Origin of the sequence: Agrobacterium sp. LMR679, assembly GCF_027157905.1 — a bacterium.
Classification (GTDB): domain Bacteria; phylum Pseudomonadota; class Alphaproteobacteria; order Rhizobiales; family Rhizobiaceae; genus Agrobacterium; species Agrobacterium leguminum.
In genome coordinates this window covers 71761-97544 of sequence record NZ_JAPVOJ010000001.1, presented here as the reverse complement: position 1 = coordinate 97544, position 25784 = coordinate 71761, and the positions used below count along the sequence as shown (strand labels likewise).

Sequence of the window (25784 nt, the reverse complement as noted above, 5' to 3'; positions counted from 1 at the left end):
TCACGCCGCCCTTGCGAAGATCACGGTCTGGATAAGGCCCTGTTTTTTGTGGTTGGCAATGGTGATCGTGCCGCCGAAGCGCTCAATGATTTCCTTGGCGATGGCAAGACCCAGCCCCACGCCGGGGATTGATTTGCGCCGCGCGAGGTCCACCCGGAAGAAGGGTTCGAAAACCCGCCCGATCAATTCCTGCGGAATGCCGGGGCCTTCATCCCTGATCGTCACGACGATTTCGCTGTCGTCTCCGGTCAGATCGATATGCGCCTTCTTGCCATGGGTAACGGCGTTCAGGATCAGGTTGCGCAGGGCTCTCTTGAGCGCCAGCGGGGCCGCCCTGATGGTCATCGTGGCTTCCGGCTCGATGAAGTCGAGCGCACCCGCATGGCCGAGATCGGAAACATCGCTGACGATTTCGCTGAGAAGCGTGCCGATGTCGATCGTCTTGACGCTGTCCTGGCTGACTTCTTCCCGCACCAGAAGAATGGCGCTGTCGGCGATGGCGTCCAGCTCCTCAAGGTCCGCCAGCCATTTGGCCCGCTCCTCGTCGTTCTCGATGAATTCCGCCCTCAGCCGCATACGGGTCATCGGGGTTCTGAGATCGTGGCCGGCGGCGGCGACGAGGCGCATGCGGCTTTCCATTGCCGCCTTCAGGCGGGTGGCGAGTTCGTTCAGCGCCCGCGCGGTGGCGCGGATTTCGCCCGGTCCGGTTTCCGGCAGGTGCGGCAGCGAACCATCGGGCCCGATGCTGGCGGCGGCATTTTCCAGCATGTCGAGCGGGCGGGTGATCTTGCTCGCGGCAAAGATCGAAACGGCGGCGCTACCGAGAATGATCAGCCCGATCCACATGCCGAAAATTTTCCAGCCGCCCGGCGGCGGACCCATATGCGGGATTTCCGCCACCAGCCAGCCGCCTCTTTCCAGCGCGATAGCCGCCACGGGGGCAGGGTTTCCCGGCGAGCGGATGACCATGGCGGTGCGCGGCTCTCCGACGCGGGCGAGCGCCTTTTCCAGAAATTCCGAAAGCATGCCGTCGAGATCGCCTTCCGGCGGTTTCTGTTCGATCTGGAAATAACCGGGCTGCTGCAGGGAGGGATCACGCTCGGCCATGGTCACGGCAAAGGCGAGGCTGCGGGCCAGCGGCTCGATGGTGGCGTCGGGTGGCGGCGGCTGCAATGTACGGTCGGCCACAAAAGTCGCAAGTGCAATGACGGCGATGATGGAGACGATCATCAGCGCCGTGATGCGGTTTCTAAGCGAACTCATCGCTGCACCGGCAGGGTTTTGACCTGAACCGTCATCTGGTAACCGCCATTGCGCACGGTCTTGAAGATCGGCGTTTGGGTGTCGGCGTCCAGCTTCTTGCGCAAGCGGCTCATCAGCACGTCGATGGAGCGGTCGAACGGTCCGCGATCCTTGCCCTGCGTGAGATCGAGAAGCTGATCGCGGGAAAGCAGCCGGCCGGGCCTGTCGAGAAAGACTTTCAGAAGATCGAATTCAGCTCCCGTCAAATCTATCTTTTCACCGCTGGCGCGGACGACGGAACGCTGCTCGGGATCGGCGGTGAAATCCGCAAAACCATAGGCGGCGGCGGAGGGGCGGGGGCTTCCTGCGGTGTGGCGCGGCGCAGCACGGCCTTGATGCGCGCTGTCAGTTCGCGCGGATTGAAGGGTTTGCCGAGATAGTCGTCGGCGCCGATTTCCAGCCCGACGATCCGGTCGACATCTTCCTTCAGCGCAGTCAGGAGAATGACCGGCGTGCGCGGCCGGCGGCCCTGCAGATCGCGGCAGATATCGAGGCCGGAGCCATCGGGCAGCATCACGTCGAGCACGATGAGGTCGGGATCGGAACTGGCGATCTTTTCCTCGAACTCACGCCTGTCGGCGGCCATCGACACGCGGAACCCCTGCGAGCTGAGATATTTCGCGAGCAATGTGCGTATTTCCGGATCGTCATCGACGATCAATATATGTGTTACCGAAACTGTCGTCATATCGTCCAACCTTTTGATGCCACTATACATAAGCGCTGAAAAGAAACGGCGGATTTTTGCAACGAAAGCTTTCCGGGGCCGTTCTGGCAACATTCGGTTACAAATAGGCGGTTTGCGGAAGCAGCCCGGAAACATTCGGACCAAAGCCGGAAACGCGATGCTCCTATCGTCCTTTCATGTTGGAAAACGGAAGGAAGGTAAGATGAGAAACTCGCTACTGGCCGCCGCCATCGCGACAGCAACCATGGGCGTTTCCGCCGCCGCGCAGGCAGCGGAAGAGAATACGCCCGCACCCCGGACGACCGAACAGGCTGCGCCGCCGCCCGCCAATCCCGATCTCGGCCCGGACATTGGCCCGGATCGCGGTCCGGATGAAAGGCCGCTGCCGCCGCATATGCGCGGAATGCCCGGCCCGGATGTTCTCGGGCTGGCGACGAAGCTTTCTGCGGCCGAAATCTATCTCGGCGTCACGCCGGAGCAGCTCGGTCCCTGGCGCGCCTATACCACGGCGCTGATCGATCTCGTTTCTCCCGGTCCGGAGCGCAATCCGCCGCCGCCAGTGCCGGGTGAAGGCAAGGCCAAGCCCGAGCCGCGTCTTGCGGGAGAGGAGCTGGCAGGCATCATCGCGCAGAAGGCGGAAAAGGCCAAAGCCCTGCAGGACGCCATTGCGGCGCTGAAACCGAAGCTTTCGCCGCAGCAGGTGACGAAGCTTGCCGAGCTTGAGCGTGCCTTGATGCCGCCTCCGCCTCCCGGCCCGCGTCATGGCCCCGCGGAGCGCGGCGGCTTTGCTCCCCCGCGTGGCGACATGAGGCCGCCGGTTCCCGAGGCGGAACGGGGCTGAGGCAAGTTTTCGAAGTTTCCTCCTTTAATCTGCCCCCCAGTAAAGGAGGAAATCAGCCGGCAACGGCTGGAGCCGGGGGATCGCACGCCTGCGATCCCCCGCGTGATTTTCAAGCAGGAAGACGATGATGAGATATTTTTATCTGGTGCTGGCAACGGCTTTTGGTTTGAGCTTTGCCTGGTCGGTGGCCGTGGCGAAGGACAAGCCCGTGCAACAGCCGGGGGCTAAATCCCGCCAGGAAGAACAGCGGCGTCAGCCCGCCTGTGCGAAGGACAAGCGCGAAAAGACGGATTCCAGACGTTTTCGCAGCACCTGCCGCAAGGCGGCGGCGCGGAAATCCGCTTCTGCCTATGAATGGATCGAAGCGGACAGGGGTTTCATCCTCGTGAAACACGACATGACGCCGGTTTCTGCCTTCGAGTGAACCGGCTGGACAGGACATCAAGATGAAAACGGCACGCAAGGCAGGCGCATTGCTGGCGGTTGTCGCTCTCGCTGTGGGCGGCTACTGGCTGTCCTCGCAATATACGCGGGCGGCCACACCCGGCTATATCACCGCACCGGTGACGCGCGGCGATATCGAGCAGACGGTGCTGGCGACGGGAACGTTGAAACCCGTTCGCCTTGTCGCCGTCGGCGCGCAGGCCTCCGGCCGCATCACCGCCGTCAGGGTGGCGCTCGGCGATACGGTCAAGGCGGGCGATCTGATCGCCGAAATCGATTCCGTTACCCAGACGAACAGTCTGCGCACGGCGCAGGCGGCCCTGGCCAACGTGAAGGCGCAGCGGGTGGAGAAGCAGGCGACGCTTATTCTCAACCGCCAGAGCCTTGCCCGTCAGCAGGAGATGGTGTCAAAAAACGCCGCCTCCCGCGCCGATTTCGAAAGCGCCACCGCAGCCCTTGCCGTCACCGAGGCGCAGATCGAAGCCATCGACGCCCAGATCGAGGAAGCGCAGGTGGCGGTGGAAACGGCCGAGGCCAATCTTGGCTATACCAAGATCACAGCCCCCATCGAAGGCACGGTTCTGTCGATCGTCAGCCAGGAAGGGCAGACCGTCAACGCCACGCAATCCGCGCCAACCATCGTCATCCTCGGCCAGCTCGACCGGATGACGGTGCGCACGGAAATTTCCGAGGCGGATGTAACGCGGGTCAAACCGGACCTGCCGGTCTATTTCACGGTGCTCGGCGAGCCGCAGCAGCGGTATGACGCGACGCTCGCCTCGATAGAGCCGGCGCCGGAATCGGTGCGCAGCGATTCCAGCTTCAGTTCCTCGACCTCTTCATCCTCCAGCTCATCCTCTTCCAGCACGTCGTCATCCGAGGCGATCTATTACAATGGCGTGTTCGAAGTGCCGAACCCGGAAGGCAAGCTGCGTACCTATATGACGGCGGAGGTCCATATTGTTCTCGGTGAAGCGAAGGATGTGCTGACCGTCCCTTCGGCAGCCCTTGGCAGCATGGACAGCGACGGCAGCTATGCCGTGCGCGTGGCAGGCGCCGATGGCAGGGTTTCCGAGCGCAAGGTCGAAATCGGGCTCAACAACAAGGTGACGGCGGAAGTGCGTTCGGGCCTTGTCGAAAACGAGCGGGTGGTGACCGGCGAACGTTCCACTGACACCACCGCAAACGCCATGCCGGGGCCGGGCGGCCCGCCAATGGGGCTTTGAACCATGGCTGAACCTCTGATTTCGCTTAAATCCGTGCGGCGGGATTATCCCTCCGGCGAAGGCACGATCAGCGTGCTGAAGCACATCGACCTCACCATCGAGGCCGGTGAGATGGTGGCGATCGTCGGCGCGTCCGGGTCGGGCAAGTCGACGCTGATGAATATTCTCGGCTGCCTCGACCGCCCGACATCGGGTAGCTACAGCATCAGGGGCCGGGAAACGGGCAATCTCGATGCCGACGCGCTTTCGGCGCTCAGGCGTGAAAATCTCGGCTTCATCTTCCAGCGCTACCATCTGCTCGCCGAGTTGACGGCGCTCGGCAATGTCGAAATTCCGGCGATCTATGCCGGCAAGACGCAGGGCGACCGCAGGCACAATGCCGCAAGGCTGCTCGGCCGCCTCGGCATGGCGGAACGCCTCGATCACCGTCCCGGCCAGCTTTCCGGCGGCCAGCAGCAGCGCGTTTCCATCGCCCGCGCCCTGATGAACGACGCCGAGATCATTCTTGCCGACGAGCCGACCGGCGCGCTCGACAGCACCAGCGGCGACGAGGTGCTGCGCATCCTCGGCGAGCTGCATGCCGAAGGCCGCACCGTCATCATCGTTACCCATGACATGTCGATTGCCAGACGCGCCGGGCGGATCATCGAAATCAGCGACGGCACGATCATTTCCGACCGCAGGACGGATGCAACGCCCGTACCGCAGGACGATGCCAAACCCGCCGCCGTTTCCGGCGGGTCTTCCGGTCTCGCGGGTCTCGTTTCGTCTCTGCGCGAAGCCTTGCGCATGGCGCTTCTGTCGATGCGGGCGCACAAGCTGCGCACCTTTCTCACCATGCTCGGCATCATCATCGGCATCGCCTCGGTCATCAGCGTCGTGGCGCTGGGGCAGGGGTCGCAGCAGCGGGTGCTGCAGAACATATCGAGCCTTGGCACCAACACGCTGGAAATCTTCGCGGGCAAGGATTTCGGCGACATAAGGTCGGGCAAGATCACCACGCTCGTCGTTTCCGATGCCGAAGCGCTTGCCAAGCAATCCTATGTCGCGGCGGTGACGCCGACGGTCTCGACCTCCAGCACGGTGCGTTTCGGCGCGAAGGAGGCGAATGCGCTGGTGAACGGCGTCAGCGAGCGCTATTTCGTCGCCAAGGGCACCAAGCTGTCGCAGGGCCGCTTTTTCGATGGCGGAAGCGTCGCGCAGAAGGCGCAGGAAGTGGTGATCGACGAAAATACCCGCAAATCGCTGTTTGCGGATTTCGATGGCAGCCCTGTCGGCCAGGTCATTCTCATCGGCAAGGTGCCGGCCCGCATCGTCGGCGTCACGCAGGCGCAGCAGGGCGGTTTCGGCTCAAGCCAGAATCTGTCGCTTTACCTGCCCTATACCGCCGTCCAGTCGCGCTTTCTCGGCAGCCTGTCGCTGCGCAGCATCACGGTGCAGGTGAGTGACGATGTCGATGCCTCAATCGCCGAGCAGGCGGTGACGACGCTTCTGACCCAGCGGCATGGCACACGGGACTTCTACATTCTCAATACCGACGACATTCGCCAGACCATCACCAGCACCACGCAGACGCTGACCCTTCTGATCGCCGCCATTGCGGTGATTTCGCTGCTGGTCGGCGGCATCGGGGTGATGAACATCATGCTCGTTTCCGTGTCTGAACGCGTATCGGAAATCGGCGTGCGCATGGCGGTCGGCGCACGGCGCACCGATATTCTGCGGCAGTTCCTCATCGAGGCGGTGCTCGTCTGCATCATCGGCGGTACGCTGGGCGTGCTGGGCAGCCTCGGCTTCGGCGCGCTTTTCTCCGCCTTCAGCAGCAATTTCGCCATGGTCTATTCCACGACGTCGATCGTCGCCGCCTTCGTCTGCTCGACACTGATCGGCGTTGTTTTCGGTTATCTGCCGGCGCGCAACGCGTCGAAACTCGATCCCGTCGCGGCGCTATCTGCGGGGTAAATCCCCTCGCCGGTCACGCCTTGTTTTTTTCGACGAAGCGGATGGCGTCGCCAACGGTCAGGATCGTGCTTGCGGCGGAATCTGGAATTTCCACCCCGAATTCCTCTTCGATTTCCATGACGATCTGAACGGTCTCGAGCGAATCCGCACCGAGATCGTCAGCAAAACTGGCCTCGTCCACGATGGTGGCAGGGTCTGCGCCAAGCTGGTCCACGATGATTTTTCTGATACGTTCTGCAATGGTGGACATGGTGAGACTCCGCGAAAGTTGCCTGCCGTCTAATTCCGCTCCATCTGAATTTGCGCCGAAGATATCCAAGCGAAATCAAGCTGAGTTTCGAAAGGACAGGGCGCAGAGTCAAAGGCTCGGAAGATCGATGACATCCGGACGTAGCACGCCTTTCGCAGCCGCGAAAGGGTGTCGATCACCCGTTAGTATTCCATAATAATATGGGACGTTCGCCACGTTAAACAGTTTGTGACTGGCAGCGGTGAACCGCGACGCGGTAAAGCTCGTTGCCTGTGAACCTTAAATCCGTCAGCCAAACCGAGCCTCATGCCATGGTCCAGTCGTCCCCGGAACGCTTCATATTGCTCGACGGCATAAGGGGCGTGGCCGCCCTTTTCATCGTCCACCGCCATGCCGAGGATCTGTTCGGGAAAAGCACGGCTTCGAGCTATCTCGCCGTGGATCTGTTCTTTGCGCTCAGCGGTTTCGTGCTCGCGCATGCCTATAGTCGGAAACTGGCCGAAGGGGCGATTACGCCAGGCTTTTTCATGAAGGCGCGCTTCGCACGTCTTTACCCTCTTTATGGGCTGGCGCTGGCTCTGATGGCGGCCTATTTCATCTGTCTCTACGTGCTGGGCCTGCCGACGCCGATCGACGATCTGCATCGCCGCATCGATCCCGGCGAGCTTGCTTTCGCCCTGGTAACGGGGCTGCTCTTTTTGCCGGCACCCTTCACGCTCACCCTGAACGGTGCGCTGTTTCTCGTCAGCCCGGCATGGTCGCTTTTCAATGAGCTGGTGGTGAATGCGTTTTACGCCCGCTTCGGTGTCCGGGCCACGACGAAACAGACCGCCGCGGTGCTCACGGTCAGCGCCCTTGTGCTGATGGTGGCCGCCGCCGAGTTCGGCCGTCTACATGCCGGTTTTCGCTGGCATGAAATGTATGCCGGCATGGGGCGGGTGTTCTTCTCGTTTTTTGCCGGCGTGCTGATTTACCGTTTCCGCAATCGCGTACCGCAGTTGAAACCCTTTCAGGCGGCGCTTTGCCTTCTGCTGGTCTGTTTCATTCTGGCCGTGCCGATGTCGCGCGAGCTTCGGCCGTTCTTCGATCTTGCGGTTGTCCTCGTCGTCTGGCCGCTGCTGCTGTTCGTCGCCAGCAAGACGGTTCCGGGGCGTAGGGTGGGAATGGTGTCGGTGTTTCTCGGCACGGCGTCCTATGCGGTCTATGTGCTGCATATCCCGCTTCTGGCCTGGACGGAGCTTCTGATCCCGGCGGTGCACCGGGAAAACCTGGCTTTGCCGGCCGGAATTGTTTTCCTCATCGCCACGACGTGCCTGTCATGGTGGCTGACGGTCCATTACGATCAGCCCGTTCAGAAATGGCTGAAGAACCGGTTGAGAAAGCGGAGTGAAATCCGCCAGCCGGTATGACCCTGCCTTGCGGCTGCAAACCTCAATAATGGGCGAAAATCGGGGCAGTCAGCACGAAAGCTGCGACGAGGCTGATGATCGTCAGTTTCGCCGCTCGCATGCGGCGCATTTTGCGGCCGCTCCAGTCATACGTCATACTCACCTCCACGCAGACGCAAAACTTACCGGCATGGGAAACAACGCCAGCCTCGCGAAGACCGGTTACGGTCCCGCTACGCACAGGGTGCACATTCCATACCCAAGCTTCCCGGGACACGCCTGATCGCGCGCGGGACGCTCAATTTCAGTGTTGCCTGATATACGGCTTTTGCCAAGCCGTTATTTTCATCGGTGATTTTGAAGGCCGCCACGGAAAGGGCGGCAAGTCCATTACCGGTAAAGAGGCGGCAGGCCCTGAATGGCGTAACGCGGCAGCGGTTTCCACGGTTTGACGCGTTCATGTTTGTGAACGCCGAACAGGAACAGCATTTCCTCGGAGATATCGGCAGGGTCGGTCAAGCCATCCTGAAAGAGCTCGATCACCTTGCGGGCGGCATTGTTGTAGAGAATGACTTCGTCATCCATGGTGTGACGATCGTAACCGAGACCTTCCAGCACCGACTGGAGCATTTTCAGGTCCTGCGATGTGATGATGCAATTTTCATGTGCGGAAGACATGACGTCCTCCTTTCTTGTGGGGTTCACAAAAGCCGGAGCGTCGCGCCTCAATCCGGAGATGGTGCGGGGACGCTTCAACGCCTTGAAACGCGGGCGACGTCGGGGAAACCGTTCCCGGCCCGTCCGTCCTGCATGTCGCGTGAATAAGGATCGTGCCCGCCGGGCAACAGGCGGGACAGGGCTAGGAGTGCAACAGGCCTGACGGCGGCAACGCCCTTTAATTACCGATGGAGAAGCTTGCGCCGTTTAGGGGAATAGGCAAGCTAATTCCGCTAACGGGGACAACGCAGCAGGCGCTGCCGCAGGCAACAAAAAGGCCGGGGCAATATTGCACCGACCTTCCTCATATCGCTCTCAACACCAGTGCCAGTACATCCGTGGTCAAAAGTCTGAAGCGACTAAAACAACTGCGAACGTCGATTTAATTCGCGCTCACCAGCAGTTGCCATGAGAGCTGTATAAATGGGCAATGTGGCCAAAACAAGTCCGGCATAGATGGCGATGCTTTTATTCGCCGTGACTTGCCGGCCCGCTTGGCGCCTATTTCTTTTTGCTATCCGCTGTCGTGGCGTTTGCGAATTTGACCTGTGAACCGGCGGGCGGCGAAGCAGGTGCTTTCGTCTTGTCCTTCTTCGGTTTGCGGATTTCCTTGTTGCTGCGCAATTGACCCTTGGCCATGGTGTCCTCCTCCTGTTGGATTGATGCGGCCTCGAGCGGCAATGAGACAATCCGTTCAAGGCCCGTTCGACCGGGCGATGCTGGAAATCCGGCCAGTCAGTTCTTGCCGGATCGTTTTTTTGCGGAAACCGGCGCGTCGGGGATAATCGTCGCTTCCTGCGCTTCGCGAAGCTGGCGAAGGCGTTCCGTTTTGCGGGCGCGCTGGTCAGCCTCCGCGTTTATGATCTGCTTTGCGGCGTTATCCGTCAATGACGCCCTGTCCTGTGCGGATAGTTTGCCGGGTTTGAAAAAAGCTTCCTTTGACGCGGCCATGGCATTCTCCTTTATGGAAGAGCGGTATCGGACGGCTATCGGGGGCGCGTAACCTCTTTGGGGGCGGGCAGCAGCCCTTCGCGCTGAATTTTCTTCTTTGCCCTCTTGCGGCGGTGGCGCATGGCTTCCGCTTCTTCGCGGACGCGCTTTTTCTGGCCCAAAACAAAAGGCCGGGCTTTGACCCGACCTCTCACGATCATTCTAACCTGCAGCCAGTACATCCGTGGTCTGCGGGGTCAAATGACGAATATCAAGCTGCCTGAAGGTTATCAGCCGAGCTTTTGCCGGACCGACGGTCCTGGACGATCTCGTAGCTGATCTTCTGGCCGTCGTTCAGCGAACGCATGCCAGCGCGCTCAACAGCGGAAATGTGAACGAAAACGTCCGCGCCGCCATTGTCAGGCTGAATGAAGCCGAAGCCCTTGGTGGCGTTGAACCACTTTACAGTACCAGTGTTCATAACGATTTCCTTTCGTAGAATCGTTGTGGTTCCCGCGATACCTTGCGGGATTAGATCGATTATTTGAGAGGAAATCCGACGGGGAACACAGCGTTCCAGAACGACGTCACAAGCAATGGTCGATGAAGAAAATATAGGCGCAATTTTTGATTTTGCAATGGGCCTTGGAGGAAAAAGCACCGGCGAGCGACGGCTCATCGGCTAAGTATCTGGTTCACTGCACTATTTCCCGATGGCCCAAACATACACCCGGTTCGGCGCGGCCTTTGGTCTTGCGCGCATTAGCCTCCGCCGGGAGACACGTCTTTCGCACCGTCATCCGGCAGGCTGCCTGCGCCCGGCGTCTTGTCATAGTCGGTGAGGGACGGTTTGGCGTGCGGGCCGGCGGGAGGAATCTCGTTCGGGCTGGAAGACCCTTTGTCGAGCGTTTTCGGCTTCGTTTTCTTCGTCATGTCGCGTCCTCCTTTTGGTGGGAAAACGCTTGGGAAAAGGCGCGGGTTCCGTTTCCACGCCGCACGGGCGCGCTTTTCCGCCGTCAGCGACGGGAACGCGGCTTTTTCTCTTCCCTGTTCATATCTCGCCCGACCCATTTGAAAAATACGACGAGGCTGACGCCGATGATGATGAGCGGAACGAAGGATTCAAAACTGGACATGACTCACTCTTTCTTCCCCCGGCGGTCATTTTACCGGCATGGAAGAAGCGCGTAATCTGCGGAATATCGTCCGTTCTTTTTTGGCCATTGCCGTCTGCGGCCCAGCTGCCGATGGGCCGCAGACGAAGGCGGTTAAACCGGCAGCGATTTCACCGCCGCCGTGCCGCCTTCACGGGCGCTTTTCAGCGCAGCCACGCCTGTCAGAACGGACATGGCGCCGGCGCGCGAACCCGCCCGCTGCCGTAGCCGGTCGTTGGAGCCGGGCTTGAAGATCATGTCGCGCATGCGGTTGTCGCCGCCATAATGGCCGCCGGGCTCATGCGGAACCCATATGCGTTCGACACCGCCGCCGAAGCTTTTCACCAGCAGGATTTCATCGGCCGGCGGCTCCGTCCAGGGTTGCTTTTCATACTGGCGCATCTCGATGCGACCCTTATGGCCGTTGAAGGCGATGTGGTGGCCCTCGATCGGCATATAGGTGTTGAGCGAATAGGAGACCTGCACGCCGCTGGCATAACGGATCGAGGCGCTCATCGTGTCGGGAATGTCGATCTCCTCGCGGAAGACGCAGGCATCGCGCACATAACCATCCACCGTCGAAGGGTCCTCATAAAGCGCATCGAGGAAAGGATCGGCGCCGAGATCCATGAAATAATCGCACTCGTTCTTGTGCGGACAGGTGCGACAGCGCGTTCCGCGGAACGGGCCGTTCTTGCCATAATGCAGCAATTGCCCGAAGCCCTTCACTTCCACGGGATCGGAATCGAGATACCAGTTCAAGAGATCGAAATGGTGCGTGGCCTTGTGCACGAACAGGCTGCCGGAATGTTCGGTAAAGGCGTGCCAGCGGCGGAAGTAGTCCGCGCCGTGCTGGTTGTCGAGATACCAGTGGAAATCGACTGACGTGACGGTGCCGATTGCGCCGTCGTCGATCAGTTCCTTGATGCGGGCGGCGGTGGGAGAGAAACGGTAATTGAAGGACACATCGACCCGGCGGCCGCTTTTGGCCTCCGCCGCACGGATGCGGTCGATCTTTTCCGGGGTGGTGGTCATGGGCTTTTCGCTGATGACATCGGCCCCGCCTTCCAGCGCGCGGATGATGATGTCGTCATGGGTGTCGTCAGGTGTGCAGACGATCACCAGTTCGGGTCGCTGCTCCTCCATCATCCGGTCGAAATCGTCATAAAGCGGTGCGTTCGAACCCATCATGGCGCGGGCGCGTTCGGCGCGCATCAGGTTCAGGTCGCAAATGCCGACCAGCTCGACATAATCGCTCCAACCGGCCAGAAGTTCGCGGCCCCACATGGTGGTGCCGCGATTGCCGGTGCCGACCAGCGCATAGCGTTTGCGTTTCACCCTTTCAGGCATTGTCTCTCTCCCGGATATTCAACAAACAGTCTTGAAACGCTCGACCACGGTGGACAGAACCTCGTCCATTGGCCGTGCCTGCCAGCGATGCGAAAAGATTTCCACTTCCTGCGGGCCGTGGAAGCCGGCGGCCTCGATCATGGCGCGAAATGCCTTGAGGTCAATCACGCCGTCGCCCATCATGCCGCGATCATTGAGCGGATCGGTGGTCGGCACCAGCCAGTCGCAGATGTGGTGGGCAAGGATTTGCCCGTTTCTGCCGGCGCGCGCCACCTGTTCCTCCAGTTCCGGGTCCCACCAGACATGGTAGACGTCGATGGCGACGCCGGTGCCGGCACCCAGCCGGTCGCAGAGATCAAGCGACTGTTTCAGCGTGTTGAAGCACGCGCGGTCGGCGGCATAGAAGGGATGCAGCGGCTCGATGGCGAGCGGCACGCCGGCGGCGCGGGCATAGGGAAGAAGCTCGGCCATGCCATCCTCCACCATCTGCCGCGCGCCTTTCAGGTCGCGTGAGCCGGCGGGCAGGCCGCCCACGACAAGCACGAGGCAATCGGCCTTCATGGCGGCGGCCTCATCGACGGCGCGTTTATTGTCCTCGATGGCGAGGCGGCGACTTTCCGCATTGGGCGCGGGGAAGAAGCCGCCCCGGCAATGGCCGCTGAGGCGCAGCCCGTTCCGTTCCACTATGCGGGTGGCTTCAGCAAGGCCAACGCCATGCACCTGCTCGCGCCAGGGCGAGATGGCGGTGATGCCGTGGGCAAGGCAGGCATCGACGATTGCGCCGAAATCGCCGCCCTGCCGCACGGTGGCGAAATTGATGGAAAGGCCTTCAAGGCTCATATCGATATCTCCCCTAGTTCTGCTGCCTCAGCCAATGCCCCGGACAGAAAGAAACGCCTTCATGCGGTGCGTTGCGAGATCCGGTTCGGCAAGCACATTGGCCTTGTCCGCCAGCCGGAAAAGCTCGGCGAAATGCTGCGTGGAGCGGGTGCTTTCCTGCCCGCCGACCATGGTGAAATGGTCCTGCAACCCGTTGAGATAGGCGAGGAACACCACGCCGGTCTTGTAGAAGCGGGTCGGGGCCTTGAAGATATGGCGCGACAGCGCCACCGTCGGCTCCAGAATATCGAAGAATTCATTGTCCGCGCCGCGCTTCAGGCTGGCGAGAGCTTTGGAGGCAGCCGGCGCAATGGCGTCAAAAATGCCGAGCAGGGCGTCCGAGTGCCCCTGTTCGTCACCGGCGATCAATTCGGCATAGTTGAAGTCGTCGCCGGTATACATGCGCACGCCTGCCGGCAGGCGGCGGCGCATGACGATTTCCTTTCCTTGGAAAGAAGCGAAATCTTGATGCCGTCGATCTTGCCGGCATTGTCCTCGATCATGGCAAGGCAGGTTTCCATGGCCTGCATGTGGTCACCGGAGCCCCAGTAACCCTCAAGCGCCGGGTCAAACATCTCACCCAGCCAGTGGATCACCACTTTCTGCTCGGCGCGGGAAAGCACTCTGGCATAAGCCTTGAGATAATCATCCGGGGAACGAGCGGCCGCAGCCAATGCACGGCTCGCCATCAGGATAACGCGCCCGCCTTCTCCCTGAACAAAATCAAGCTGTTCCAGATAAGAGTCGACAATCTGGTTTAGATCATAACCGCCACTATCAAGATGGTCTGTGCCCACACCGCAGGCAATCAGCGCATCCTTGCGGCTGGCTGCTTCCTTCAGCGAACGGGAGATGAGTTCCTGGGCCTGCGGCCAAGCGAGCCCCATGCCGCGCTGCGCCGTATCCATGGCCTCGGCGACACCTAGGCCAAGGTCCCACAGGCGGTGACGGAAGCGCAGTGTCGCGTCCCAGTCAATGGCGGGCGTCAGCCACGGGTCGTTATCGGCAAACGGATCGGCCACCACATGGGCGGCGGCGAAAGCGACGCGGTTGAAATCCGCAGCACTTCGTTTTTCAACCGCGACGGGCGTGCCGGACAATTTGTAGACCTCGATACTACGGTCGTCCTTCGGTAGCTTGAGTTCGCTCACGTCAGCCTCCTCAAGAGATTGCGGGAACGTCGAGCCAGCGGCGTTCCTTCCACGATCTCAGCCCCAGTTCAGCAAGCTGCACGCCCTTCACGCCTTCCATCAGCCCGTAGGGCCATGGGTCATTGTCCACCAGATGGCGCACGAACATTTCCCACTGCGCCTTGAAGCCGTTGTCATAGGTGACATTGTCAGGCACTTCCTGCCAGGTTTTGTAGAAATCGATGGTCTGCGGCTGGTCGGGGTTCCAAACCGGCTTCGGCGTATTGGTGCGGTGCTGGGTAAAGCATTTGGTCAGGCCCGCCACCGCCGAACCATGTGTGCCATCCACCTGGAAGGTGACGAGATCGTCGCGGCGCACCCGCACCGCCCATGAGGAATTGATGTGGGCAATTGCGCCGCCTTCCAGCTCGAAAGTGGCATAGGCCGCGTCGTCCGCATCCGCCTTATAGGCTTTGCCCTGCTCATCAAAACGTTCCGGAATATGGGTGGCGCCGAGGCAGCTCACCGATTTCACCGGGCCGAACAGATTGTCGAGCACATAACGCCAGTGGCACAGCATATCGAGAATGATGCCGCCGCCATCCTTCAGGCGGTAGTTCCATGACGGGCGCTGCGCCGGCTGCCAGTCGCCCTCGAATACCCAGTACCCGAACTCGCCCCGCACCGAGAGGATTTTGCCGAAAAATCCGCTGTCGCGCAGCATGGCGAGCTTGCGCAGGCCGGGCAGGAACAGCTTGTCCTGCACCACGCCGTGCTTGATGCCGGCGCTTTCGGCGAGCCGGGCAATCGCCAGCGCCTCTTCCATGGTGTCGGAAATCGGCTTTTCGCAATAAACGTTCTTGCCGGCCTTGATGGCTTTCTCCAGCAGGCTGCCGCGCATCTGCGTCGTGCCGGCATCGAAGAACAGCGTATCGTCAGGGTTTGCAAGCGCCGCATCGATATCAGTCGTCCAGCGGGCGACATTATGCTTTTTCGCGATTTCCTCGATCTTCGCGCCGTTGCGGCCGACCAGAATGGGGTCGAGCATGACCCTTTCCCCGTTCTTCAAAACCACGCCGCCCTGATCGCGAATGGCGAGAACGGAGCGCACGAGATGCTGGTTGTAACCCATGCGGCCGGTGATGCCGTGCATGATGACGCCGATACGTTTCATGAATTTCCTCCCAAGGCGGCCTCTTCCCGAAAGCCGCTTCCGTCAAACATGGCAATTTGTAACCATTTGGTTATTTGTGGTCGTGAAGGATGCGATCTGTCAAGGTGTTTTTGACAGGAAAAATTCATGGTCTGACGACCGTTGTGTTTTTGTGTTTCCACCGCGCCGCAAAAGAAAACGACGCGCTTCGCGGATGCGAATGGCGCGTCGTCGCTGTTGTTAAAGAGGAATTCGCTTTGGCCGGCTCAGACCGGCCGCACTGCAGCAAGCAGGGTGTCGACGATATGCTGACCCCAGCGCTCCAGCTCGGCGGGGTCGGTCAGGTCGCGCTGGAAGATCGTCGACAGCGTGAACCGGTTCGAAAGATAAAAGGCGCCGAGCGAAGCGATGGTCAGATAGACGTCGATCGGATCGAGGCCGTCACGGAATTCGCCGGCGTCGCTGCCGCGCCGCAGAACGTCCTCAAGCTCCGAAATGAAGTTCGAATGCATCGCCGTAATCGTCGGGGATTGCCTGAGATAGCGGGCTTTATTGAGGTTTTCCGTGGCGAGAATGCTCAGGAATTCGGGATGGTCGAGGAAGTAGTGCCAGGTGAAAAGCGCAAGCTCCCGCAAGCCCTCCGAAGGGGCCTTGCGGGCCAGGTCGAGCCGCCTTTCGGTGTGGCGGATATGGCGATAGGCGTCTTCCAGAACGGCGAGATAAAGCGCATCCTTGTCGCCGAAATAATGGTAGATCATCCGCTTGTTGGTGCCGGCGCGGCGGGCGACGACATCGATTCGAGCCCCCGCCAGCCCCTTGGCGGCCACCTCGCGGCGGGCGGCTTCGAGAATGGCGGCGCGCGTTCTTTCCGGGTTTCGCACCTGTGCGGTGGCGCGCTTGCGCTTGGGTGACGGCGTTTTCTCCATGGCCGCATCGGGGGTCGGATCGGACGGCTGGTTTTTTGTCGTTTCTTCCATTTCAGCACCCGCTTGACAATGTTTGCGATCAGTGTTCCCATGTAACCAATTAGTTATAAAACGGCAAGTGTCGTTTACGTTCATCATCAATTGGCAGTCAATAGGGAGGAGTTGCCAATGCCCGTGATGCTTCAGAGGAGAGGTGTGCTTTCAGCGGGGCTTGCGGCCCTGTCGCTTGCAACACTGGGAGGTGGTTCAGCGCAGGCCCAGGCCGCGCGCCTTCGCATGTTGTGGTGGGGTTCGCAGGAGCGTGCCGACCGCACCAACAAGGCGATAGCAGCCTATAAGCAGGTCAAGCCGGATCTCGATATTGCCGGCGAATTCGCAGGATGGAGCGATTATTGGCCGCGCCTTGCCACGCAGGTTGCGGGCCGCAATGCGCCCGACCTGATCCAGATGGATTATCGCTATATCTTCGAATATGGCCGCCGCGGCGCGCTCGCGCCGCTGGACGATTATATCGGCAAGAGCCTGAAGATCGAGGACTTCGGCAAGATGAACATCGATTCCGGCCGGGTCGATGGCAAGCTTTACGGCATCAATCTCGGCGTCAATTCAAGCGCCGTCTTCTTCGACAAGGCGGCCTGGGAAAAATCCGGTGCGACGCCGCCGGCGATCGGCCAGACCTGGGAGGAGTTTGCCGAAAACGCCGCCAAGCTCAGCAAGAACAAGCCGAAGCCCGGCTATTACGCCACGGCCGATGCCAGCGGCGTGGAGCCGAGCTTCGAAAACTGGCTGCGCCAGAACGGCAAGTCGCTTTACACGCAGGATGGCGGCATCGGCTTCGATCCTGCCGATGCGACCAAGTGGTTCACTTTGTGGGCGGATCTGCGCAAGAGCGGCGCCTGTGTGCCGGCCGATGTGCAGGCGCTCGACCAGCTCAACATCGAAACCAACCCTTTGACGACGGGCAAGGCGGCAACGGCATTCGCCCATTCCAACCAGTTCGTCGGTTATCAGAAGCTCAACAAGTCCAAGCTTGCCATAAGCTCCTATCCGAAGAGCACGAAGGATGGCCCTTCCGGCCATTATCTGAAACCCTCCATGCTCATCAGCGTCGCCAATGGCAGCGCCGGCATCGAGCAGGCCGTCGGTTTCATCAACTTCCTTGTGGCTGAACCGCAGGGCATCGATATTCTCGGCGTCGAGCGCGGCGTTCCGGCCTCGGAATCCATGCGTAGCCAGTTGAGCAGCAAGCTCGACGAGGTCAGCAAGACGATGGTGGACTATATTGCCGAGATTACCCCCGGCGTCGGCGATCTGCCGCCGGCGCCGCCTCCGGGCGCGGGCGAATTCGCCTTCGTCCTCAAACGCACGGCGGAGGAAATCGGCTTCGGCAAGATCACGCCGGAAGAGGGCGGTGACCGCCTCGTCAAGGAATCCGAAACCGTTATCAAACGGAAGTGATGGTTTATGGCCTTTCGATCTGAAACTCTTGTGGGGGAGAGCCGTGGCGCGGCTCTCCCGAAGCGGGGCGGCGTGAAGCGGATTTTCGACCGCAACATTCACGCCTACCTGTTTCTGCTGCCCTGGCTGATTGGCTTTTTCGGCCTCACCCTCGGTCCCGCGCTTGCGTCGCTTTACCTGTCTTTCACCAATTACGACCTGTTGCAGTCGCCGGACTGGGTGGGGGCGGCAAACTATGTGCGCATCGCCACGGCCGATCCGAAATTCGCCGCGGCCATGCAGGTCACCTTCACCTATGTGCTGCTGTCGGTGCCGCTGAAGCTGATCTTTGCGCTGCTGGTCGCGCTCGCCTTCAACCGCGGCATCAAGGGCCTGACGCTCTATCGGGCGATCTTCTATCTGCCGTCGCTGTTGGGTTCGAGCGTCGCGATTGCCGTGCTCTGGCGCCAGCTTTTCGCCTCCGATGGTCTCGTCAACATGATCCTGTGGCAGGCCTTCGGTTACGAAGGGCCGAGCTGGATTTCCAATCCGGATTATTCGATCTACACGCTGGTCATCCTGTCCGTCTGGCAGTTCGGCTCGCCGATGATCATCTTCCTCGCGGGTCTCAGACAAATCCCGCAGGATATGTATGAAGCCGCCGAAATCGACGGCGCAAGCAAGGTGCGGCAGTTCTTCCGCATTACCCTGCCGCTCCTGACGCCGGTGATCTTCTTCAACGCCGTGATCCAGACGATCGATGCTTTCAAGGCCTTCACACCGGCCTTCATCATTTCCGAAGGCACCGGCGGGCCGATCAACTCGACGCTGTTCTACACGCTTTATCTCTACCAGGAGGCCTTCGGTTTCTTCCGCATGGGTTATGCCTCGGCGCTTGCCTGGATTTTGGTGATCATCATCTCGCTGTTCACGGCCTTCTCGTTCCTCAGCGCGAAATACTGGGTGCACTACGATGACTGACGCTGTTACCGCCCCCCGGCCGGGCCAGGGCCCGCAACGTTCGCCGCTGAAATCGGTGATGCTCCACACGGCGCTGATCATCGCGTCCTTCGCGATGCTCTATCCGATCCTGTGGATGATATCGGGCTCCTTCCGGCCGCAGGACGAGCTGTTCGGCTCTTCCTCGCTCATTCCCTCGGCGGTGGATGTCGGCGGATATATTCGCGGCTGGACCGGGCTGCAGGTGAGCTTCGGACAGTTCTTCTGGAACTCCTTCTTCATCTCGGTGCTGGCCACCATAGGCAACGTGGTCGGTTGCTCGCTCGCCGCCTTCGCTTTTGCCCGGCTTCGCTTCGGAGGACGCAATTTCTGGTTCGCGCTGATGCTCGGCACGCTCATGCTGCCCTATCACGTCGTGCTGATCCCACAATATATCCTGTTTCTGGAAATGGGCTGGGTGAACACCTCGCTGCCGCTGATCGTGCCGAAATATCTGGCGACGGATGCCTTCTTCATCTTCCTGATGGTGCAGTTCTTCCGCGGCATTCCGCGCGAGCTGGATGAGGCGGCTGTGATGGATGGCTGCTCGCCCTTCCGCATCTACTGGAAGATCATGCTGCCTTTGTCGCTGCCGGTTCTGGCGACGGCCGCGATCTTTTCCTTCATCTGGACCTGGGACGATTTCTTCGGGCCGCTGATCTATCTGAACGACATCAACACCTACACCGTGCAGCTTGGTCTCAGATCCTTCGTGGATTCCACCGGCAGCTCGGACTGGACCTCGCTTTTCGCCATGTCCAACCTGTCGCTGGTGCCGGTCTTCCTGTTCTTCCTGTTCTTCCAGCGGCTGCTGATCGAAGGCATCGCCACCACCGGAATGAAACGTTGAACGGAACCCGGATCGGGAACGCATTTTAAGACAATCAATACTGTCGCTGCCGCCCTGCATGCGGCGCGACAGTCGGGAGAAACAGCATGGCAAGCAGCATTACGCTCGAAAAAATCGTCAAGCGGTTCGGCGCCTTTCCGGTCGTTCACGGCATCGATCTCAAGATCGAGCCGGGCGAGTTCACCGTTTTCGTCGGCCCCTCGGGCTGCGGAAAATCCACGCTTCTGCGCATGATTGCAGGGCTTGAGGAAATCTCCGAAGGCGATCTGCGTATCGATGGCGAAAGGGTCAATGAAACCGCCGCCTCCAAGCGCGGCATCGCCATGGTCTTCCAGTCCTATGCGCTTTATCCGCATATGAGCGTCTACAAGAACCTCGCTTTCGGTCTGGAGACGGCAGGCTACAAGAAACCGGAAGTCCAGGCGCGGGTGCAGAAGGCCGCCGATATCCTGCAGATCGGCCCGCTTTTGCAGCGCAAGCCGAAGGCGCTTTCGGGCGGCCAGCGCCAGCGCGTCGCCATTGGCCGCGCCATCGTGCGCGAGCCAAAAATCTTCCTGTTCGACGAGCCTTTGTCCAACCTCGATGCGGAACTGCGCGTGCAGATGCGCGTCGAAATCGCCAAGCTGCACCAGACGCTCGGCAGCACCATGATCTATGTGACGCACGACCAGGTGGAAGCCATGACCATGGCCGACAAGATCGTCGTGCTGCGCGACGGCCGCATCATGCAGGTCGGCCGCCCGCTCGATCTCTACAACAACCCGGCCAACCAGTTCGTCGCCGGTTTCATCGGCTCGCCGAAGATGAATTTCCTCTCCGCCAAGGTGGCTTCAGGCGACAGTTCCAACCGCACCATCGAGGTCGCCGGTCAGCGCATCGTGCTGGAAAAACCGGTCGCCGCGCAACAGGGCGAACCGCTCACCTTCGGCGTGCGCCCGGAACATGTGAACCCGCAGGCGCAATCGGCCTCGCTGGGTGAGGCCTCCATCCAGCTCGTCGAACATCTCGGCGGCTCAACGGTGGTCTACACTGCGACCCCCGACGGCCAGCCCGCCACCGTGCTGCTGGACGGCCAGCGCCAAATCCGCATCGGCGAGACCATTCCCTTTGCGTTCGATCTTTCGAAGACGCATCTGTTCGGGGCGGATGGGCGGCGGATATGAGAACGAGTGGGTGAGGTGTCTCACCATAGGGCTGCTAACGAAGTCCACAAAGCTTGCGTTCGTCATCCTCGGGCTTGTCCCGAGGATCTGCAACGTGTTGATTTTGTTCAACGTGATTAGATCCTCGGCACAGGCCCGAGGATGACGTCGCGTGGGAGGTTTCGATCGTGCACTAATCGGCCGCTCTGTGGCCAGCGAGTATCTTGCTTAGCGTCACCGCATCTTCCCCAAACTGGCCGATGTCATCACCCCTGACGAATTCCAGCATCGCACAAGCCGTCTTCGTCCAGTCGCCTTCCGGCAAGGCATCCACGCACGCCCGCCAATAATCCGCGCGTTCGTGAAGCGGCAGGCGGCTGGCGTCGGCGAGCCAGGCGAAGACGTGGAGATGGCAGATGCGCGAACCGAGCGCGGATATTTCCGCGAGTGCGTCCTCCAGCGGCAGGCCGGGGGTGGGTTGCCAGTAGAAAAAGAGATTGGGCATCGGCAAATCCTGCATGAGTTGCAGGGCAGAGGGCAGGGTGTCCGTCAGTGAGTTGGGGTGATATTCGAGGCCGATTGTCATGCCATAGTCGTGCGCCCGGCGGGCGATTGTCGCCAGCGCTTCCGTTGCCGCGCGGCGTTCGCCGGGGGAGTAATCGGCAGATGGGCGTTTGCGGCTGCCGGGCCAGATGCGGATATGGCCGGTGTCGAGCGCCTTTGCGGTTTCGAGTACGGCGGTCACATCTTCCGGCGCAAAATCCGGTGCAAAGATATAGGAGCCGTAGGACGAGACGGAGAGGCCGGCTTCCGCCGTCCGCGCCGCCACATCCCTTGCATTGGCAAGGTTGCCGGGCGGTACATGGATATCCGCACCCCATTCGATGGACCTAATGCCGTTTGCGGCGGCAAGCTCGATGACTGCCTGTGGCGACAGGGAGCGGAAGGTGACGGAGCAGAGGCCCGGCTCGAAAAATCTCATGCGATCAGTTCCAGATGTTCCGGCCGCACCTGCTGTTGCAGGGGTGCCGCGCGGCAGAAGCGTTCGATTTCGGCAATCGCCATGTCGCCGAGCCTTGCGCGTTCAAGCCCGGTGGCGCCGGCGATATGCGGCGTCAGGAACACGTTCGGCAGGCTGTAAAAGGGTGAATCCGGCGGTGGCACTTCCGGGTCGGTCACGTCGATGACGGCTTCGATGCGTCCGGTTTTCAGTTCGGCCAGAAGCGCGTTTTCATCCACCAGCGCGCCGCGCGCCGTATTGATCAGCGTCGCGCCGTCCTTCATGCGGGCAAGCGCTGCCGCGCCGATCATATGCTGCGTCTGCGGCAGGGAGGGTGCATGTAGCGAAATGACATCGCTCACCGCCATCAGCTCCTCGAGCGACACAAGCTGCACGCCGAGCTTTTCCGCCTCCGCAGCGCTTAGAAGCGGATCGAAAAGGATGAGGTTGAGATCGAAGGGCTGCAACAGATTGATGACGCGACGTCCGATACGCGATGCGCCGACGATGCCGACCGTCAGGCCGAGATTGCCGATGGCCTGCGCCTGCAATCGCTCGACAGGGGCGCGGTCGCGATGCTCCAGATAAAGGCGTCGGAAGCCGAAGGTGCGCTTGCCGGCCAGCAGGATCATCGCCAGCGAGAATTCGGCGACCGGCTGCGCATTCGCCTCCGCAGCGCTGCACACGGTAACGCCATGATCGAACACCGCTTGCGACAGGAAATATTTGACCGTGCCGGCGGCATGGGAAATCAGCCTGAGGCGCGGCATCAGCGCCAGTTCCCGCGCGCCGATATCCGGACAGCCCCAGCCGGTCAGAAGAATGTCCGTCCGCGCCAGCTGCTCCTTCACGGCGGGATCGTGGAAATCGCAGATCCGCCTCGTGTCGAGAATATCGGCGCTCTGCGACAGCCTTTCGAGCGCCTGCGGTGTCAGCACATGCTGGGTTCGCTCCGGATCCATGGCAAGGCTGAGACGCGGAAGCGGGCTCGTCATTGCGGCTCTCCCGTTGCCGCCATGCTGCTGACCGGAACGCCCCGTTCCGTAAACAGGCGGTCGAGCGCCTCCATATCCGGAAGTGCCGGAGCTGTCGCCAACGCTGTTTCGCTTTCTGGCCCGGTCACCCCGGCAAAGACCGCGCAGGCAAGCAGGGTTTCGCCCGCCGGAATCTCGCCCCGCAGTTGCGGCACCGTGGTCTTGGCGTTGACGAGATTGGTGTTGGGCAGAGCCTTCAGTGCCGCGCCGTGGCGGGTAACGCTCGAACCGAGATCGATGATGGCGGATATGTCTGTGCCGCAATCGGCGGTCGCCCGGCCGGTCTCTTCGCGCACGGCATCGCGGTCGCCGTCGTTGCGATTGATCGCGAAGCCGCCTTCGGTCACCGAAAGGGGGCGGGCGGAGGTGATCCGGTGCAGCCTGATATGCCAGCCGCCAGCCGCAACCAGCGTCGTTTCAACCGCCACATCCGGGAACGGCTTCCACGTCGCCCGCAGGCTTTCCCCGGCCAGCAGAACCTTTTCGTTGGTCTCGCGCACGCGGTAATGCAAGCCGTCTTCGGAGAAGGCCAGCATGTTGTCGAAACCGTTGGTCCTGAAACCGCGCTCATCCACTTCGACGCCGAAACCGTAACGGGAGGAATAAGCGAATTTGGCATATTTCTCCGGCCCGCCGCGCATGGACAGGTTTTCCTGGCCGCTGGAAAGCGCCGTGACATTGCCACTGGTCCGCATCATCACCATGCCGGGATGAATGAGCGCCTTTGGTTTTACCGATGTTTCGGGCAGCCTTTCCTCCGCCTGCCAGAAGGGGTGGCTTTCCGGCAGGGCGAGCGGCAGGAAGGCCTTGAAGGCCCAATAGGGCGAGCCCGCCGAATTATAGCTTTCCGACATGGTGAGCTGCGGATAGGCGTAGCCGATGGAAAGCACGCCGTCGCGGTCGGCAATCGGCTTTTTCGCCCACCAGCGCAGATGTTGCAGATAAAGCCCCTTGATCTCGCCCCAGGGCAACGCCTCCTCATCGGCAAAGGCAAGACCCGCCCAGAAGCCGCCGCAGGCGAAGCGGTAGGTCATGGAGCGGCCGAAGGCGAGCGTGCCGCCATCCTCATCGAACCAGCTGGCGAAATCGCTGGCGAAGAGGCGCGCACGCTCCCGGTAGCGTGCGGCGTAGGCATCGTCAGGCTTGCTGAGTTTCGCGTAGATCAGGCCGTAAAAATGCATGGCGAAGGCGATGTAATGGTCGATGCGGCGGTAATTGCCATCGCGATACCAGCCGTCGGCGATATAGAATTCGTCCAGTTCCTTCTGGAATGTCTGGGTCAGGCTGCGGTCGAAATCGATGCCGAGATGATCCAGCGCCATATCGACCATCACCCGGAAGAACTTCCAGTTATTATCGGCGTAATTGCGCTCGCGCGCCGTCAGCAGATAGCGGCGCACATTGTCTTTCTGCGCGTCGGATAGCGGTTCCCACAGGTGCTGCGGCGCAAGCCGCAGCGCAAAACCGAGGGCGGCCAGTTCCACCAGCCGCTGATCCTTCTGGCGTACGTCGCCCCAATATTCGGGATGGGAAGGGTCGGTGCCGTTGGCTATTCCCCGTGCCAGAAGCGGCCAATGGTCGAAATGATCGCCGCTCAGCGCAAGCGGCGCGATGCCCCAGAGCGGCCGGGCAAAACCTTCCAGATCGGCCGCCGCCCGGTCGAAATGCGCGGCGGTGCCGCTCAGCGTCACTCTTGCGCCGCCCGGTGAAAAATGGGCAAGAAGCGGCGCAAAACTGTCATCCAGCGCCCGCCGGACATCGGCGCGGCTTTTGAGCGGATTGCCGTGCAGCGGATTGAATCTGGCCATGGTGAGCTTATTCATGGTGTCATGCATCGCGTGCCGCCTTTCCCGTCTTTTTCGCCTTACCGGCCGTCTGTCCTTCCACCAGCTGCACGCCGAGCTGCACCTGGCGGGCATTGGCGGAAGGTTCCGTCAGCCGTCGGCGCATCAGCTCCACCGCCTCGCGGGCGATTTCTCGACGGTCGACGCGGATGGTGCTGAGACGGGGCGTGGAGAGCTCGGCAAAGGGCAGGTCATCGAAGCCGATAATGGAAAGATCGTCCGGCACGGCGAGGCCAAGCTCCTGCGCCGCCCCCAGCGCCCCGAGCGCAATCGCGTCATTCATGCAGAAAATGCCGGTGAGTTCAGGGTTTTTGGCCAATAGCTGGCGAACCGCGTCGCCCGCCTGTCCGAAGCCGCTATCCGCCGTCGAAAGCAGAAACTCCTCATAGGTCGTTCCCTCTTCCTCAAGGATCGTGTGGCGGAAGCCGCGCATACGCTCCCTTATGGTGTGGCGATGATGCGGGCCGATATAGGCGACCTTGCGGTGACCCAGTTCCAGCAGCCGCCGCGCCGCCAGCGCGCCGCCGTAAAAATTGGAAGGCGAGACGCAATCCAGCATCATCGAAGGATCGGCGCTGTTGACCAGAACCGGTTGCAGCACCCCCTGCGTGATGCGGTGGATGATTTCATCCTCGGGGTCGAGGCCTATTGCGAGAAGGCCGTCCACCTCGCAGACCCGCTGGGTCAGCGCGTCATCCACCTGTTTCTGGTGCAAAAGCCGGATGTCGAGTTCGAAACCATCGGTCTGGGCAAGGCTGCGCAGCATGTCGAAAATATCGTGATAAAAAGCGCCGATATCGCCGGTTGCCCTTTCGGCCGACATGAGTGCGAGGATTTTCTTGCCCTCCAGCGGCACGCCGCCGGTCTGGTTCGCGACCGGTCGCAACGGATAGCCAAGCTCCGCCGCCACCCCCAGAACCTTGGTCTGGATCGACGCGCTGATACCTTTCTCTCCCGCAAGAACGCGCGAGACGGTGCTGATGGAAACGCCGGCGCGCTGGGCGATATCCGACTGGCGCGGGCGGCTGATGTCGGGCGTATCGTTCATATCGTCTCCTGCGCTTGCAAAAAAATCTAATATGATGCAAATACTGCAAACAAAGAAAATTTGCAAGAATTTAAGTAGTCAGTGAAAAAT

24 protein-coding genes and 2 pseudogenes are annotated in these 25784 nt (G+C 60.8%); 9 read left to right on the top strand and 17 right to left on the bottom strand.

Translation table 11 applies throughout. The features are described from left to right. Entirely contained in the window at positions 1 to 1263 is a 1263-nt protein-coding gene (locus O3W47_RS00460) for an ATP-binding protein (RefSeq protein ID WP_269312672.1), read from the bottom strand. Next, a pseudogene (locus O3W47_RS00455) lies at positions 1260 to 2020 on the bottom strand (response regulator). Before O3W47_RS00455 ends, O3W47_RS00460 begins: the two are co-directional and overlap by 4 nt. A gap of 172 nt (positions 2021 to 2192) precedes the next feature. Between O3W47_RS00455 and O3W47_RS00450 the strand changes: the two are divergent. The 4 genes from O3W47_RS00450 (at position 2193) to O3W47_RS00435 (ending at position 6463) form a co-directional block, all read left to right on the top strand. Next, positions 2193 to 2831, top strand: coding sequence for a hypothetical protein (locus tag O3W47_RS00450; RefSeq protein WP_269312671.1), 639 nt, complete (start codon positions 2193 to 2195; stop codon positions 2829 to 2831). A 127-nt stretch (positions 2832 to 2958) separates the two neighbouring features. Beyond that, positions 2959 to 3255, top strand: a complete 297-nt coding sequence (locus tag O3W47_RS00445; protein WP_269312670.1) for a hypothetical protein — start codon at positions 2959 to 2961, stop codon at positions 3253 to 3255. A 22-nt stretch (positions 3256 to 3277) separates the two neighbouring features. Next, positions 3278 to 4501, top strand: a complete 1224-nt coding sequence (locus O3W47_RS00440) for an efflux RND transporter periplasmic adaptor subunit (RefSeq protein WP_127757502.1) — start codon at positions 3278 to 3280, stop codon at positions 4499 to 4501. A 3-nt stretch (positions 4502 to 4504) separates the two neighbouring features. Continuing rightward, positions 4505 to 6463 (top strand): MacB family efflux pump subunit, encoded by a 1959-nt coding sequence (locus tag O3W47_RS00435; RefSeq protein WP_269312669.1) that lies wholly within the window; start codon positions 4505 to 4507, stop codon positions 6461 to 6463. Positions 6464 to 6476: 13 nt separating this feature from the next. Here the strand turns inward: O3W47_RS00435 and O3W47_RS00430 are convergent, their stop codons facing one another. Continuing rightward, positions 6477 to 6713: an acyl carrier protein gene (locus O3W47_RS00430; protein ID WP_003520197.1), complete on the bottom strand. Its 237-nt coding sequence runs from the start codon at positions 6711 to 6713 to the stop codon at positions 6477 to 6479. Positions 6714 to 7024: 311 nt separating this feature from the next. On the opposite strand from O3W47_RS00430, the gene O3W47_RS00425 reads away from it, so the two are divergent. Continuing rightward, positions 7025 to 8122, top strand: a complete 1098-nt coding sequence (locus O3W47_RS00425; protein ID WP_269312668.1) for an acyltransferase family protein — start codon at positions 7025 to 7027, stop codon at positions 8120 to 8122. Between the two features lie 369 nt (positions 8123 to 8491). On the opposite strand, the gene O3W47_RS00420 is transcribed toward O3W47_RS00425, so the two are convergent. From O3W47_RS00420 to O3W47_RS00370, 10 genes and pseudogenes are all read right to left on the bottom strand, one after another. Continuing rightward, the gene (locus tag O3W47_RS00420) at positions 8492 to 8779 is read right to left on the bottom strand and encodes a hypothetical protein (RefSeq protein WP_269312667.1); all 288 of its coding nucleotides are present in this window, start codon (positions 8777 to 8779) and stop codon (positions 8492 to 8494) included. A gap of 540 nt (positions 8780 to 9319) precedes the next feature. Continuing rightward, on the bottom strand, positions 9320 to 9457 hold the full coding sequence (locus O3W47_RS00415) for a hypothetical protein (RefSeq protein WP_167857128.1): 138 nt from the start codon (positions 9455 to 9457) through the stop codon (positions 9320 to 9322). A gap of 96 nt (positions 9458 to 9553) precedes the next feature. Continuing rightward, positions 9554 to 9769, bottom strand: coding sequence for a hypothetical protein (locus O3W47_RS00410; protein WP_080821088.1), 216 nt, complete (start codon positions 9767 to 9769; stop codon positions 9554 to 9556). Positions 9770 to 10019: 250 nt separating this feature from the next. Beyond that, positions 10020 to 10229 (bottom strand): cold-shock protein, encoded by a 210-nt coding sequence (locus tag O3W47_RS00400; protein WP_003520191.1) that lies wholly within the window; start codon positions 10227 to 10229, stop codon positions 10020 to 10022. A 281-nt stretch (positions 10230 to 10510) separates the two neighbouring features. Beyond that, positions 10511 to 10681, bottom strand: coding sequence for a hypothetical protein (locus O3W47_RS00395; RefSeq protein ID WP_175422106.1), 171 nt, complete (start codon positions 10679 to 10681; stop codon positions 10511 to 10513). A 335-nt stretch (positions 10682 to 11016) separates the two neighbouring features. Beyond that, entirely contained in the window at positions 11017 to 12252 is a 1236-nt protein-coding gene (locus tag O3W47_RS00390; RefSeq protein WP_174023497.1) for a Gfo/Idh/MocA family protein, read from the bottom strand. A gap of 18 nt (positions 12253 to 12270) precedes the next feature. Further along, positions 12271 to 13092 (bottom strand): sugar phosphate isomerase/epimerase family protein, encoded by an 822-nt coding sequence (locus O3W47_RS00385; RefSeq protein ID WP_269312666.1) that lies wholly within the window; start codon positions 13090 to 13092, stop codon positions 12271 to 12273. A 27-nt stretch (positions 13093 to 13119) separates the two neighbouring features. Then, positions 13120 to 14282: pseudogene (locus O3W47_RS00380) on the bottom strand (dihydrodipicolinate synthase family protein). Positions 14283 to 14292: 10 nt separating this feature from the next. Beyond that, positions 14293 to 15435, bottom strand: a complete 1143-nt coding sequence (locus O3W47_RS00375) for a Gfo/Idh/MocA family protein (protein WP_269312665.1) — start codon at positions 15433 to 15435, stop codon at positions 14293 to 14295. Between the two features lie 245 nt (positions 15436 to 15680). Beyond that, a complete protein-coding gene (locus O3W47_RS00370) occupies positions 15681 to 16391 on the bottom strand; it encodes a TetR/AcrR family transcriptional regulator (protein WP_269312664.1) in 711 nt (236 codons plus the stop codon). A 117-nt stretch (positions 16392 to 16508) separates the two neighbouring features. Here O3W47_RS00370 and O3W47_RS00365 point away from each other — a divergent pair, with 117 nt between their 5' ends. The 4 genes from O3W47_RS00365 (at position 16509) to O3W47_RS00350 (ending at position 20789) form a co-directional block, all read left to right on the top strand. Further along, positions 16509 to 17798, top strand: coding sequence for an ABC transporter substrate-binding protein (locus O3W47_RS00365; protein ID WP_059757133.1), 1290 nt, complete (start codon positions 16509 to 16511; stop codon positions 17796 to 17798). Between the two features lie 6 nt (positions 17799 to 17804). Next, positions 17805 to 18758, top strand: coding sequence for a carbohydrate ABC transporter permease (locus tag O3W47_RS00360; RefSeq protein ID WP_003520181.1), 954 nt, complete (start codon positions 17805 to 17807; stop codon positions 18756 to 18758). Then, on the top strand, positions 18751 to 19626 hold the full coding sequence (locus tag O3W47_RS00355) for a carbohydrate ABC transporter permease (RefSeq protein WP_020809242.1): 876 nt from the start codon (positions 18751 to 18753) through the stop codon (positions 19624 to 19626). The genes O3W47_RS00360 and O3W47_RS00355 overlap by 8 nt, the downstream gene beginning before the upstream one ends. A gap of 86 nt (positions 19627 to 19712) precedes the next feature. After that, positions 19713 to 20789 carry an ABC transporter ATP-binding protein gene (locus O3W47_RS00350; protein WP_269312663.1) on the top strand — a complete coding sequence of 359 codons (1077 nt, stop codon included), beginning with the start codon at positions 19713 to 19715 and terminating at the stop codon, positions 20787 to 20789. A 172-nt stretch (positions 20790 to 20961) separates the two neighbouring features. Here O3W47_RS00350 and O3W47_RS00345 read toward each other — a convergent pair whose 3' ends face one another. The 4 genes from O3W47_RS00345 to O3W47_RS00330 are packed head-to-tail and all read right to left on the bottom strand — an operon-like array spanning position 20962 to position 25694. Beyond that, positions 20962 to 21750, bottom strand: a complete 789-nt coding sequence (locus O3W47_RS00345) for a sugar phosphate isomerase/epimerase family protein (RefSeq protein ID WP_269312662.1) — start codon at positions 21748 to 21750, stop codon at positions 20962 to 20964. Next, on the bottom strand, positions 21747 to 22763 hold the full coding sequence (locus tag O3W47_RS00340; RefSeq protein ID WP_269312661.1) for a hydroxyacid dehydrogenase: 1017 nt from the start codon (positions 22761 to 22763) through the stop codon (positions 21747 to 21749). Before O3W47_RS00340 ends, O3W47_RS00345 begins: the two co-directional genes overlap by 4 nt. Beyond that, positions 22760 to 24637 carry a DUF2264 domain-containing protein gene (locus O3W47_RS00335; protein ID WP_269312660.1) on the bottom strand — a complete coding sequence of 626 codons (1878 nt, stop codon included), beginning with the start codon at positions 24635 to 24637 and terminating at the stop codon, positions 22760 to 22762. Before O3W47_RS00335 ends, O3W47_RS00340 begins: the two co-directional genes overlap by 4 nt. Then, positions 24630 to 25694: a LacI family DNA-binding transcriptional regulator gene (locus O3W47_RS00330; RefSeq protein ID WP_065656075.1), complete on the bottom strand. Its 1065-nt coding sequence runs from the start codon at positions 25692 to 25694 to the stop codon at positions 24630 to 24632. Before O3W47_RS00330 ends, O3W47_RS00335 begins: the two co-directional genes overlap by 8 nt. Between the last annotated feature and the right edge of the window lie 90 nt (positions 25695 to 25784).